Source organism: Brevibacillus antibioticus (genome assembly GCF_005217615.1).
Taxonomy (GTDB): Bacteria; Bacillota; Bacilli; order Brevibacillales; family Brevibacillaceae; genus Brevibacillus; species Brevibacillus antibioticus.
The window spans coordinates 255229-268731 of record NZ_SZNK01000001.1; the positions used below are offsets into that span (position 1 = coordinate 255229).

Sequence of the window (13503 nt, forward strand, 5' to 3'; positions counted from 1 at the left end):
CGTTAGGAAACTTCTTTGGCTAACTGATCCAGTACGTTGAGAATACGTTGTGAGATATCTTCTAGCGTATCAAACGTAGCTTCTGCTTCCTCTAGTTTTCCTTGCTTGACGAGGTGGTAAATCCGCCGAACCGTTTCGTGGAACTGGCGATGAGGCGCTTCCAATTGCTTGAAAGAGGGCAAGGTGCTCACGGATGGATTGTTCAGGGCCTCGTCATACCAAATCCCCAAGCGGCATTGATGATGGTCGACGAGCTCTTTTTCATCAATGTGGTGATACCCAAGCATGAAGTTGTACAGCCACCATTTCCATAAGAGATGGTCGGTTTTAACGATTCGAAAGTAATGCTTGGTCTTAAAGTGGCTCGTTTGTGTGATGCTCAGCTTGTGCAGGCTGTTAATGCCCACGCCAACATCATAGACGTTTTTACCTACATTCGAGACGTGCGAAGAGACCTGCTCCATATTCGTCAGGACTTGCGAGATGCGCATCGAAATATCATCTGTGGCAGCAGACTGCTCTTGTGCCAATGCTGCGATGTGTCCGGTGGAATGCCCGACAGTCTCAATATTTTGCACAATATCTCCTAATATCCCAATCGCATCACGAGTCTGATGTACTTTATCGTTAAAATGGTCGCTCATGCGAGTGGCCGTTTCTTTTACCTGGACAGCTTCATTCTGAACATTATTGATTGTGGCTGTAATGCTTTGAACGGATTGCTTTGTTTGTTCGGCGAGCTTTCGTACTTCATCTGCCACGATAGCAAAGCCTCGCCCGTGTTCGTTGGCACGCGCTGCCTCAATCGACGCATTCAATGCAAGAAGATTGGTTTGATCGGCAATGTTGCGGATGACTTGGACGACCTGAGAAACTTCTGTAATGGACGTCATTAATTGAGAAGTTTTTGTTTGCATCTCTTGGAATTCATCTGCCATGGAAAGAAAGCTGGTTAATGACTCTTGGATAATATCTTTGCCCATCGTCGCTTGTTCGATCGTAGTAGAAGCACTCTCTGCGACAGAGACGGCTGATTGAGCCACTTTTTGCACAGATTCGCTTAGTTGCTCAGCAGCAGATCCCACATTGCCAGCTTCCTCAGTCGTATCCTCAAGCGTGTCCAGCACATGCTTAAATTTATCGATCTGAATCACTAACTCCAGAACTTCGCCCAGGCGATCAATGACTTTGTAATCATTGTCCTCCTGATATGATTGGAGGACAATTTGCGAATCAAGCGTAATGATTTTCACGAGTGCCAACAGGATAGAAGATAATTCCTGGGGACGTTTCGAATAGGTGCTGACGATTGAGGGAATCAAATATTCATAGACCCGCAAGTAAGAGCCCGTATACCACTCTGGCGCAAGTCCAATTTTGCTGTGGACCTCTCCGATTTTCTTGCGCCCGGCTACATAGGCATCGTCTAGCTTAGCATTTGGAAGCGATTGCAAATAGTGACGAAAGGATATAGCCAATCGATCAACCGTCGTGTGCGTTTCGATGATCTGCATAAGATGGGAGTATTTGTGAAGCATGTGGTAATGCCGCTCTGTAATGGCCTCTAGGTGTTGGGTTAGGAGTGGTTCAATTTGTTTCAACCGATCAAGGTCTGTCTGATTCATTTGCAAAAAATGAACCTTCTCCGTTAGCTGATCGGGCATTTGGACATCGCTTTTTTGAATTGAGGCGGTAACGGCTTGAGCGCCACGCTTACCAAACATAAAATCCCTCCATATTTTTACGAAAAACGGACCTATTCATAGTGGAATAGGCCATAAGTGCTTTATAGATTATAGCATTCACAAATGGAGTTGAATCTTTGGAACCATTGTGATTTTGTGAAAAGTATATTAAGAAATGGTCAACGTCATCGATTATTCAAAAAAGGTCATGTGATGCTTTGCGTCCCGGTAGTAAGCGAGACGGTCCTGGAGAGTGCCTGTATGTAATTCGAACTTATGCCCGTCAGGGTCGGTGAAATAAATGGAACGCTTATCCCGCTCCGAACGATCCCGTCCATGCAAAATGGAAACGCCATGCTTTTCCAAGTGAGCGTACCACTCATCAAATGACTCTTCTGTAACCGTGAAGGCCATGTGTGTATAAGAGTGAGCAATTTCATTGCGTGGGATGTCTGCTTCCTCATTCAGCGCCAACCAGTAGCCATTCAAGTCAAAGTAAGCCAGTTTGCGACCTCGTACAAGTGGTTTGGCATGCAGGACATCCCGATAAAAACAAAAAGATTTCTCCAGATCTGAGACAGAGAAAAGCAAATGATTCAATCCTTGAAGTTGCGGCAATACGTCCCCCACCTTTTTAGCAATATCTTGCAACTATTGCTATTGTATGGGGAAAACAGGCAAACCACCAGTCTATTCCGGGTCTGCCTGCCATTTGTTTAGGATTGACTTTGTTGAGCTTGCGCTTGGGTTTGCAGCGTGGATTGGACTTGGGATACCATCGTTTGCGCTTGGGCAATTTCTTGAGATGCTTGCTTCAAGGCTTCTTCGGCGAGCTGTGGATTGGCTGCAGATTGCTCGATCGCTTGCGTAATCATATTTTTTGCCAGCGTTGTGGCTACCTCTGCTTTTTTAAGCGAGTCGGTGTTAATTTGGCTAGGCATTGCTATACCTCCTGCGGGTTTTGATGGAACACCGTAATAATTTGCCCCGCACGCAATGGTTTATGTATATGGATACGCGTCCAACCGTTTTCCTCCCGCGATGCATAGTCTGAGTGGGGGAGGGGACGTCAGATGAAAAAACAATGGGTGCAGGTCATTCGATTGGCAGAGCAAGCATTCTTTACGATTATCTTTTCCGCACATAAGCGGGTGGGGGATCGCGGAGTCATTTTACCAAAGCGGTTCAATTCTAAGTTGAAAATTCGCCGTTTCCTGCAAAAATTCATGACCCCTTGTCTGGCTAATCGAGTGATCGGCAATCTTGATTTGCGGCGAATAAACGGACGACTCGCGATCCCAGTAGGGGATACGATAGGGGCGCCACCGATTGTAAAATCACAGGTACTGTCTTCGGGTAGCAGATGTGCGACGCTTGCCGTATGGTTTGCCTTCGATCCAAGTGATCGATTTTTCCGCGTGTACCAGTTGAAAAAGCTTCCGAACGGACGTTGGATTGTTGTAGGGCGTCATCCGCTGGACTATCCGTTTAACCTTCCACAAGATTTCTTGAAACGACAAATACCATGTGGGGAAATCTGTACACCATGGAGAAGGAAGGTAAAAACTAGGAAAAAATGACTATATTCCAAAAAAATCCGGTATTGCAATTGGTTCAATTTGCCTGTATAGTATGTAAGTGTTGCAATACTTATCGGAAATTGTCGAATGAGAGAAGATCCGATAGTGCTGGTAATCGGGAAGTAGCTCAGCTTGGTAGAGTACTTGGCTTGGGACCAAGGGGTCGCAGGTTCGAATCCTGTCTTCCCGACCATGTTTTATTTTGAATAGGCCGGTATGGCGGAATTGGCAGACGCGCGCGACTCAAAATCGTGAGGGAAACCGTGGGGGTTCAAGTCCCTCTACCGGCACCAGCAATCTATACATATGGTTTTCGTTATAAGGTGGGGAACAGTGAGTAGGCCTGTTTCTCACTTTTTTTTTTGTGCTTACAATCATTGTCCATTATACCGACAATAGATAGGGAAGATCGCATGAAAGCATCTGGACAAACAAAGCCTGTCAAAGGAGAGGAAGACAGTGATTAAGGTAATGATAGTGGAAGATGAGAAACCCATTCTTGATCTCATGAAGCATGTAATCGGTCAACACGATCACTATACGATCGTTGGAGCATTCACCCATCCACTAGAAGCTCTCGCTTGTCTGCCCGATCTGTGCCCTGATGTGGCGTTCTTAGATGTAGAAATGCCAAAAATGAACGGACTTGAGCTAGGCTCTAAAATAAATGAGTTATCTGAGTACACAAAGATTATTTTTACCACTGCCTATAAGCAGTACGCATTGGATGCGTTTAAGGTGTACGCGTTTGACTATATTTTAAAACCGGTTACGCCTGCTGCCATTGAACGAATTACGAATCGGTTAGTCAAACAGCTACAATTGACGCCCCCGACGAAACAACCCATGAAGAATGTATCCATCCAATGCTTTGGTGGCTTGGATGTGCGCAATGCAAAAGGTGAAGTTGTTAGATGGCCAACGAGAAAGAGTGAGGAGCTGTTTGCCTACTTTCTCTGTCATCCCAAGGAGGATATCAGCAAGTGGCATCTGACTGATCTTTTATGGCCGGAGATGGACGAGAGCAGAGCCACGCATAACCTGCACAATACCATGTACCGACTGAAAAAAATCATAAAGGAGCAAGAGCTCAGTATCGATATACAAAAAACGGGTGAAGGCTATTTATTTCACCCGATGGATCAGACGTATGATTTATTGGTATTCCAGCAATTCGATCTCTCTTCGTTACAGGATAGGCAAAGCACAGGAGGAGCCGAAAATTTGTGTGCAATGTACAAGGGGGCCCTTTTTGATCGCAAGGATTTCTTGTGGAAAGCTCCTCTGGAAGAACGGTATCGGAAAAAGTATACGGAGCTGGTGTGCAAACTGGTAGAGCTCGACATGGCCTCAACGGAGTTACCAAGGGCTGTGGGCAGGCTGGAAGAGTACCTGGCGGTGTACCCTTTGCACGAGGAAATGAATGTCGCTTTGATGGAGATATACGCAAGAGGCGAACAAAAACAGAAAATCGCCCAGCATTATGCCAAATTCGCTGATGCCTATCGCCGAGAGTGGGATATGGAGCCGCCTCGGGAGATAAGCGAGTGGGTAATGCGTGTGATTGGACAGTGAGACAGGAAGAGTTGATTCTTCCTGTCTTTTTTTACCCTCGTAACGATAGAACTCCGATCATGTGAGAAGTTTGGGAGAGCGAATTGCTATCATTTTAAGAAAAAGGAAGAAGGCGAGTTTCAGGCAATTCACCATTATCTCTGTGGGAAAAATCAAAAATGATATCTTGCCGCGAGTGGAAGCATACAGCAAACGCTTGGCCGTCTATTGCAAAATGAACATCGTCGAAGTTCCAGAAGACGACCGAATGGAAGAAATGAGCAGCTCCGAAATCGGACAAGTGAGGCAGTCGGAAGGACGAAAAATTCTCGCGCAAGTCAAACAAGAGCAGCATGTTATCGCCCTCACTGGAGAGGGAGAACTTTGGACCCCAAAGCAACTATCTGTGCAAATTCGGCTGGCACTCCCGAAGAAAGCATATCCGCATCAGTTGACGCGTTTAGTCGTATTGGAACGTTTGTACAGAGCACTGCAAATCAGCTTGGGGGAGCCGATGCGGTAGTCTAGTTCAATGGCATAAGGAATCTCGAAACTATGAGATTCCTTTTTTCTTTGTACATAAAAGCATTGTGAGATTTTTGTGAGGGAGAAATGGTACTCTTAAAACGAAAAGATCGTACATATTCGAGCTCTGTAGGGGAAGGGGATACATTTTTGGAACGAAGGAATTTCCTGAAGCCTGCCGGGATTGGATTGGTTTTTTTGCTTTCCATAGCGGTATTTATCGGGATCTATATACAAACCTTTCCTAGTCGGGACATGCCTATGGCGCAGCGGGGATTGCTCGATTTGTCGAGCTGGGATTTTCAAAGTCAAGGCTTGGTCAATTTAGATGGGGAATGGGAGATATATCCTGGAAAATTGCTTTCACCTGAACATTTTCGACGAGGGCAACATGCAAATCCCTCGTATCTGGTCGTGCCTGGAACGTGGAAGGGAGACAGTGTCATCGATAGTATTGACCGGAAAGGTGCAGCAACCTATCGATTACAAGTAAAGCTCCCAGAAGACGGACAAATATATGGATTAAAAACAAAGAGCATTCGGATGTCCCACCGATTATATGTAAATGGAAACGAAGAAGGTGCAAGCGGACAGCCAGCCGTAGAGAGTGAAGCCCATCGGCCAGGGAATACCCCGTATACCGTGTTTTTTTCCGCGGATGACAAGGAGCTGGAGATTGTCATTCAAGTGGCAAATTTCATGTTTTTTACCGGTGGGATTGCGAGCTCGATTCAACTGGGCTTTGATGAGGATATTGCCATTGTAAACAGCACCTTGCTCGGAACGGATATTGCCTTTGTCGTCACACTGGGGATCATGGCTGCCTACCATCTCAGCTTTTATTTTCTCCGCATGAGGGATAGAACCTATTTATTCAGCGGCAGCTATATGATTCTTCTTGGTATTTATCACATGGTTTTTGGTGAGAAGGTACTGTTGCAGCTTTTCCCTTCGATTCCTTTCGTGGTTGCCTACAAGGCTCAGGATGTATCCCTGTTCGTAAGCTCGATCTTGCTCGCCCTATTTTTCTGCTCCATCGATACGAGGGTCCTATCCCGCAACTGGCTGGTGAAGCTGACAGCGCCTATTTTTCTCTACATCCTTGTCATACTCATCTTGCCCTACTCCTTTTATACGAATCTGAAAGGGCCTCTTTTGATTTATGTGCAAATCTTTCATTTCTTCATATTGGGTAGGCTGCTTTATTTATCTAGCAAGAGTCAAAGGGACTCGTCGGACCGAAAAGAAATGCTGCTTTTCGTTGGTGCGAGTATTTCCTTGTCGGTGAGTCTCATTGATGGTCTGTTATACGCAGAGAACATCGTGCCCACTGATCTTGCGGGAAAAATCGGCATTCTGTATTTCATTACCTTCATTAACATTCTTTTGGCCGTTCGATTCACGAATGCCTATGAAAAGACAGAAATTCTATCTCATCAATTGAAAATTTCCAATCAGATCAAAGATGAATTTCTGACGCATACGTCACATGAGATGAAGACACCGCTTCACGGCATTATCAATATTACGTCCCATTTACTAGAAGAGGATAGTAATGCGTTTTCTTCCAAACAAAGACAAAATCTTTGGCTCGTCAAGGATACATCGATCAAGTTGTCTATGCTGGTTGGTGATTTGCTCGATGTTACTCGCCTGAAGCATGGGGAGCTGCGCCTCCATTTCTCGATTGTGGATATCAAGGTCATCACCCAAATTGTCTTTGACGTACTGCAATTCGAATTGCTGGGGAAAGATGTCCGACTTGAAAATCAGGTCCCCGCTAACATTTGGGTGCATGCAGATGAGAATCGGCTTCGTCAAATCATGTATAATCTCGTACACAATGCCATCAAGCATACGAGTGTAGGCTCGATTAAGGTAATGGCGGGCGTGGTGGGGGGGCAGGTTCGTATTTCTGTAGAGGACACAGGGATCGGGATTTCACCGGATAAGCATGAAGCCATTTTTGATTACTTTGAGCAGGTGGACCAGCTATTGCCACAGGATGGGTATACAGGCATGGGCGTAGGTTTATACATTAATCGCAAGCTGGTTGAACTCATGGGAGGGGAAATTTGGGTAGAGAGCTCGGAGCTTGGCAAAGGCACTCGTATGACATTTACGCTTGCGACGGGACATCAGCAGATGGTCACGCAGGAGCTCGCCGCAACCGCTCAGGAGAGGCATCGGGAGGCCAGTGAGCAGATTCCTCTCAATATTTTGGATGATCACCAATACACCATCATGATTGTCGATGACGAGGCATCCAACATTCACACCTTGCTGAGCATCCTTTCCAGGCATCGCTATAATGTCATTTCGGCCTTTTCGGCAAAAGAAGCCATGAAGAAAATCAAGGAGCAGCCACAACCTGATCTCGTCATTCTGGATGTAATGATGCCAGGAGTAACGGGGATTGAGCTGTGTCAGCTGTTGCGAACGCAGTATTCGATTCTAGACCTGCCAATCCTGTTTGCATCCGTCAGAGATACCCCTCAAGACATTGCGCTCGGCTATAGAGCGGGGGCGAACGACTATGTGACCAAACCGTTTGATCCGGAGACACTCATTGCCCGCGTGCAGACACTGATCTCGATGAAGACCTCCATTCAGGACGCAATTCGCAATGAACACGCGTTTCATCAGGCTCAAATCAAGCCGCATTTTCTCTATAATGCTTTAAGCAGTGTCATTTCTTTCTGCTATACCGATGGAGAAAAGGCAGCGTATCTCATCACTATGCTCAGTCAGTATTTGCGCTATATTTTAGATATGGATCGAACGACGCTGTTCGTTCCGTTATTTCGGGAAATGGAGCTCATCCATGCTTATGTAGAGATCGAAAAGGCTCGTTTTGGGGAAGGCTTCGACTTTGTATGTCACGTAGACGAAGGAATTCTTGAAAAAGAGATTCCTTCCTTGAGCATCCAACCGTTCGTAGAGAATGCGATCCGGCATGGATTGTTCGAAAAGGACGAAAAAGGTCACGTGACGCTAACAATTGTGGACGGAGGTCATTACATCAAGGTCATGATCGAAGACGATGGGGTCGGCATAGCAGATGATCTCTTGTACCAGATGTCAAAAGGCGAAAATCAAAAAGGAAGGATCGGCATCCAAAACATCCGCAGACGATTGGATACCATTCCTGGAGCTACCTTGAGTATCACCTCTGAAATGGGAAAAGGGACAAAAGTCGTCATGTACATACCTACACCTGAGGGGATGCATGCTACAATAGCGTAGTATAGAAGGAAAAGGAGGCGAGAACGTTGAGACTTGCAGGAAAACAAGTGGTTTGCTTCGTCGAAAGTGAATTTGAGGATCTCGAGCTCTGGTATCCAGTGATGCGACTGCGAGAGGAAGGCGCTACCGTCCATTTCGTCGGCCCGAAAGCGAATCACGTCTACATAGGGAAGTATGGTGTACCGTGTGAGGCTGACAAAGCGATGGCAGAGGTCAATCCTGCCGACTATGCAGGTGTACTCGTTCCAGGAGGGTGGGCACCTGACAAACTGCGTCGCTATCCAGAGGTGCTGTCGTTTGTGGTTGCGATGCACGAGGCGAAAAAACCGATTGGACACATTTGCCATGCGGGTTGGGTGCTTGCTTCTGCAAAAATTTTGCGCGGGGTAACCACGACATCGACGCCAGGCATTAAAGATGATATGGAGAATGCAGGAGCGATTTGGGTAGATGAAGAGGTCGTGGTAGACGGTCACATTGTTGGTTCACGTAGACCGCCTGATCTGCCTGCGTACGCCAAAGCATTTGCTGATTTGCTGGCACAACAATAGGAGAAGGTAAACAAGGGTTTGCTCAAGATGCTGAGTAAGCCCTTGTTTTGATGTTGATAGAGGGTTTTGTTACGAACTGGAGTTGTTCCTTTTCTTCCATGGTGGATCGCCTATCTCGTGAATTTTGTTATTGATTTTAAAAAAAAGATAGGGAATCAAAAACGCCATGACCGTCCCTGCGAAGGTCAAATAAGGAGGAACTACGCCTAAAAATTTGAACATGGGATCACCTGTTGTTTTGGCGTTCGGTACGGTTGATCGCACCGATATTGCGTAGATAGACCTTTGCTTGAACTGTTATCTCACTTTTTTCATACAGATGCTGCCCTGTTTCCCAATCCTGTCGAATCTTTTTCCATAGCGAGAAATGATGCTGCTTCAGATAGCTGCCAAGCTTGATAACATCCACTTTCATCTGCTTATGGACCTTCCTGATGGTGTCCTTACTCATTCGCTCGATTTCTTCGGCAAACACTTGTTCAAGCTTAGCCATCGCCATGTTATTCAGAGAATCCATTGTTGTGTAAGACTCGGCCAGTGTGCCTTCACACTCGATACTTACCGTGAATTTCATGTGCTGCCGATCTCGTAAATCTGCTTCAATGCTATGCTTGATCCCTTGGATGTTCATGGAGACAAGATTGTTTTTAAACTTGCCTTTTATCATACCTCCGCTAACTTTTCCCGTAAGAAAATTCAGTCCCTCGGTCTCTTCTTCCCCGAGAAAACCTAGCAACTGATTTTCATGAGAAAAAACAGCCGCACCTGCTAATTTTACCTCCTGATCTTCGGGTCTGATGCGTGGAACCACAAAACCGTACGAACTGAGAAGCTCCTCGTGGACATCGCCCAATCGGACCTCTGGAAGCATGCGGGAATTTTTATTGACGTTTTCTCCAATCGAGTTGACGTAAATAGCGGGCAGCTTCTCTGTTTTCGGTTTGACTTCCAGTACTTCTTTAGCGGGGCCATTTGAGATAAATACCTTGCTGCTTCGTCTGGAATCTGGATCACGCAGGTAGAAATCGAGTGCTCTGGCAAAACCATTTTTCGTACGGGCGACGTCTTCGGAAACGATCAGGATCTTCATATGCTGATAAAACGGAGTTCTGCTGGTCCGGGTAGCCAATTCGCGGGAAATCTCGAAAAGAGAATCCCCCTCGGATATGAGGTTGAGGTAAGCCTCATTGGCTGAGTTTTGACCACTGCCGCTTCCTTGGCCGCCGGAGATCAATCCACCGGGGACGACGAATTGATGGGTGACGAGAAAGCGTTCTTTTACTTGAGGCTTGTCTGGAGCCTCTTGTTTGGCTTGCTGCTCGGCTTCTTTTGTACGAGGTTTATCAACCGCTACGCCTACCACAAATCCTCGTTCCTCAATTTGAACCTGATCCCAACATCCAGCCAGCAAAGTCGAGAGAAGCAGGAAGAGGCAGAAAGCAATGAGCTGTCTATTCATGACCTTTTACACCTCTTATGACAGCGATAAGGAGCAGCAAAATCGGACATAAATAGACGACGATCATTCCGAAATAAGTGATGCTGTCTGCAAACGCGAAGAAATCAACCAGGTTTTGCGGGAGCATCGCGAGAAAATAAATCATGGGAGAAAGAATGAGCACCCAAATCGTTTTGTGTACCTTGTGGAACATGGACGACAAGTTGAGCACGGTAATATCAAGCCACATGGCACATGTGTTGAAGATCGTCATGATCCAGATGGTGAAGAAAATGGACTCCACCCGTTCAAAAAATCCGCCGGGGATTTCGACCTCTTTTGCCAGCTCGATGGTTGGATAGGTCAAGTTCGTCGCAACCTCCGCAGAGAATACTCCGATGGCGAACATGTAGATGGTCATGTAGAGCAAAATGGGGATCGAGAGACCTAACGTCACGGCCTTTGCCCCTTCTTGAGGCTTTTTCATCAGCATGGTGTAAAAAAGGATAATCTCAAAGCCAGAATAAGACAGCCCCACAACTCTGGTGCCTTCCAAGAGAGAGCGCCAGTCAGAAGAAAAGAAGGGGCGAATATTTTCGATCTCAAGCAACTGGGTAGTAAACAGCAGGACGACGAACATGACGACAAGAACCACAGGCAAAAACAGCAAGTTGAGCCGCAGCATGGCAATCCGTGATCCAACCACGGAATATTGAACGATCAAGAGAAAGGAGAGCGTGATCATTTCCACAGGGGTATTGTAGAACAGGTACTGCTTGGCGATGTTTCCGATTGCCCTGATTTCAAACGAGACAAATAGCATCGTGTAAATACAGACGAGAAAGGTCAAGATGTAGGCGATCGGTTTGCTCGCGATGATCGAGCTGTATTCAAAGAAGCTTTGTCTCGGAAACCGAGTCGCCAGCTTGGCAAGCAGCCAGCCAATCAGGCATGCACAAAGACCGCTGATCACGACGGAAATCCATCCATCGAATGCTCCGGTTGCCTTGGCTAAGGAACGGGGAAAAGTCAGAATGCCGACGCCGATTGTGACTGAGGCAATGTTAATCCCCATATGAGTTTTGCTGATCATTTTCTCCGCCAAGGTTTGTGCACTCACTTACGACCCTCCTGTATTCATTCTGTTTTCATTTTTCGAGTGAAGGGCATCTGGTCGGGTTTTCAAAAAGGTAACAGGTGCGCGCAAAATCATATCCTTCCAATCCCTCGGCATCTGTGGAGCAAGAGGTGCCAAATAAGGGTATCCGATGCTAGTCAGATTGGATAAATGAATCATGATGGCAATAAAGCTTAGCACCACCCCATAAATACCAAAAATGGCCGCCATGAACATGGCGAAAAAACGAATCATCCGAAAGGCGATGGCAAGGTGATAAGAAGGGATGGCAAAAGAAGCGATGGCAGTGAGGGCGACGACGATAACCATGACAGGACTGACGATACCCGCAGATACCGCTGCGTCACCGATGACGAGACCCCCGACGATTCCGATGGTCTGGCCGATCGGTTTCGGTAAGCGTATTCCGGCCTCCTGCAACAGCTCCATCGTCGTCACCATCATGATTGCTTCTACGAATGCCGGAAATGGAACCCCATCACGTGTGGCTGCAATGGAGAAGGCGAGATCAGACGGGATCAAGCCAGGGTGGAAGGTGACGAGAGCGATATAGAAAGCGGGCGAATAGACGGCCAGAAAGGCTGCCAAATACCGCAACAGCCTAGCTAATGAACCGACAATCCAACGCTCGTAGTAATCTTCTGGTGAATGCAGGAGCAAGCCAATCGTCACAGGCAAAATGAGCACCATGGGAGTGCTGTCCACCAATATCGCAATGCGGCCTTGAAACAATGCTGCACTCACTTTATCGGGACGCTCCGTGTTATGAATCTGCGGAAAAGGCGATAAAAAATCATCTTCAATCCATTGCTCGATAAAACCGGACTCTTCTATCTCGTCAACATCGATCGTAGAGATTCGCCGTCTCACTTCATCTAATAGCTCTGGATCAACGATGTTTTCCATGTAGGCGAGGATCACATCTGTTCGGCTGCGTCTGCCTATGATGGACCCTTCAAAGCGCAAGTTCGGGTCTTTGATACGTCTGCGTATGTGAACGGTGTTGTCCCGGATACTCTCCGTAAAGCCATCCCGCGGACCTCGCACTAAGCCTTCGGAGACAGGCTCCTCAATGGCGCGCGTTTTCCATCCCTTGCTGTCGACAATAATGACTTCGGTCGTTCCATCTACAAAAATGGCTGTATCCCCGGAAAGAATGCCTTCGAGTACTTTTGTCAAATCCGTTGCTTTCGATATTTCAACGACAGAAAGCACTTCCTCATAAAGCATCCGGACAATCTCATCTGGTTCAGTTGGTACTACTTTGGAAGCAGTTGAAATCATCAACTGGATTTGTCCGAGGACTTGCGTATCCAACATATCGCAGTTCGCCAATCCATCAATCGCAATAACGGCACAGGAATGTTTGGTGTTGCCGATCGTAAAGGAACGAATTAATAAATCGTGTGGGCTGCCCAGCACAGTCTTGAACGTCTCCATGTTTTGCTGCAAATTGGTCGATAGTGCAAGCGCAGGATCATTTCGCTGCTGCAAACGCTGTTCGATAAAAGAGGGAGTTTTCTTTTGGCGACGCTGTGACAAAAATCTTCGCATCATTTGAAGTTCCTCCCGTTCAGAATGCGAATATCATGTTAGTGCGATTTTTTCCAGATGAGAGGAAAATTATGCGGAAGAATAGGCGAATGCTAAATCTTTCATAGTTTTGAATTGAACTCATTTGTGACCTATGATACATTCGGCATGGTAGAATAGAGTGTAGTAAAAAGGAAGTTCAAAAAATCGTCTTTTGATCATGAAGTAGTCATGAAAGCTTATTCCACATCGA

Annotated in this window: 11 protein-coding genes and 2 tRNA genes; 7 read left to right on the plus strand and 6 right to left on the minus strand. The window is 46.5% G+C overall.

From position 1 onward, the window contains the following. Window positions 1-2: 2 nt before the first annotated feature. The 3 genes from E8L90_RS01170 to E8L90_RS01180 all read right to left on the minus strand — a co-directional run bounded on the left by E8L90_RS01170 (window position 3) and on the right by E8L90_RS01180 (window position 2626). Window positions 3-1724, minus strand: coding sequence for a protoglobin domain-containing protein (locus tag E8L90_RS01170; RefSeq protein ID WP_137027639.1), 1722 nt, complete (start codon window positions 1722-1724; stop codon window positions 3-5). Between the two features lie 153 nt (window positions 1725-1877). Continuing rightward, complete coding sequence (gene fosB / locus E8L90_RS01175) at window positions 1878-2303, minus strand: metallothiol transferase FosB (protein ID WP_137027640.1); 426 nt, start codon at window positions 2301-2303, stop codon at window positions 1878-1880. A 98-nt stretch (window positions 2304-2401) separates the two neighbouring features. Continuing rightward, window positions 2402-2626 (minus strand): hypothetical protein, encoded by a 225-nt coding sequence (locus E8L90_RS01180; protein ID WP_007722024.1) that lies wholly within the window; start codon window positions 2624-2626, stop codon window positions 2402-2404. Between the two features lie 132 nt (window positions 2627-2758). Between E8L90_RS01180 and E8L90_RS01185 the strand changes: the two genes are divergently transcribed. From E8L90_RS01185 to E8L90_RS01215, 7 genes are all read left to right on the plus strand, one after another. Then, window positions 2759-3265, plus strand: a complete 507-nt coding sequence (locus E8L90_RS01185; RefSeq protein ID WP_137027641.1) for a hypothetical protein — start codon at window positions 2759-2761, stop codon at window positions 3263-3265. A 116-nt stretch (window positions 3266-3381) separates the two neighbouring features. Next, window positions 3382-3458: transfer RNA gene (locus E8L90_RS01190), tRNA-Pro, on the plus strand. A 17-nt stretch (window positions 3459-3475) separates the two neighbouring features. Further along, window positions 3476-3558 (plus strand) — tRNA-Leu (locus E8L90_RS01195). A gap of 166 nt (window positions 3559-3724) precedes the next feature. Then, complete coding sequence (locus E8L90_RS01200; RefSeq protein ID WP_137027642.1) at window positions 3725-4840, plus strand: response regulator; 1116 nt, start codon at window positions 3725-3727, stop codon at window positions 4838-4840. 61 nt (window positions 4841-4901) lie between these two features. Beyond that, complete coding sequence (locus tag E8L90_RS01205; protein WP_244297127.1) at window positions 4902-5342, plus strand: 23S rRNA (pseudouridine(1915)-N(3))-methyltransferase RlmH; 441 nt, start codon at window positions 4902-4904, stop codon at window positions 5340-5342. Window positions 5343-5494: 152 nt separating this feature from the next. After that, window positions 5495-8590 (plus strand): ATP-binding protein, encoded by a 3096-nt coding sequence (locus E8L90_RS01210; RefSeq protein ID WP_482758292.1) that lies wholly within the window; start codon window positions 5495-5497, stop codon window positions 8588-8590. A 26-nt stretch (window positions 8591-8616) separates the two neighbouring features. Next, a complete protein-coding gene (locus tag E8L90_RS01215; RefSeq protein WP_017250689.1) occupies window positions 8617-9141 on the plus strand; it encodes a type 1 glutamine amidotransferase domain-containing protein in 525 nt (174 codons plus the stop codon). 226 nt (window positions 9142-9367) lie between these two features. Here the strand turns inward: E8L90_RS01215 and E8L90_RS01220 are convergent, their stop codons facing one another. Genes E8L90_RS01220 through E8L90_RS01230 form a run of 3 tightly spaced genes read right to left on the minus strand, consistent with a single transcriptional unit; the run spans window position 9368 to window position 13274 of the window. Beyond that, a complete protein-coding gene (locus E8L90_RS01220) occupies window positions 9368-10600 on the minus strand; it encodes a Ger(x)C family spore germination protein (protein WP_137027644.1) in 1233 nt (410 codons plus the stop codon). Continuing rightward, a complete protein-coding gene (locus E8L90_RS01225; RefSeq protein WP_137027645.1) occupies window positions 10593-11699 on the minus strand; it encodes a GerAB/ArcD/ProY family transporter in 1107 nt (368 codons plus the stop codon). The genes E8L90_RS01220 and E8L90_RS01225 overlap by 8 nt, the downstream gene beginning before the upstream one ends. Then, window positions 11700-13274, minus strand: a complete 1575-nt coding sequence (locus E8L90_RS01230; RefSeq protein WP_137027646.1) for a spore germination protein — start codon at window positions 13272-13274, stop codon at window positions 11700-11702. Window positions 13275-13503 lie beyond the last annotated feature (229 nt).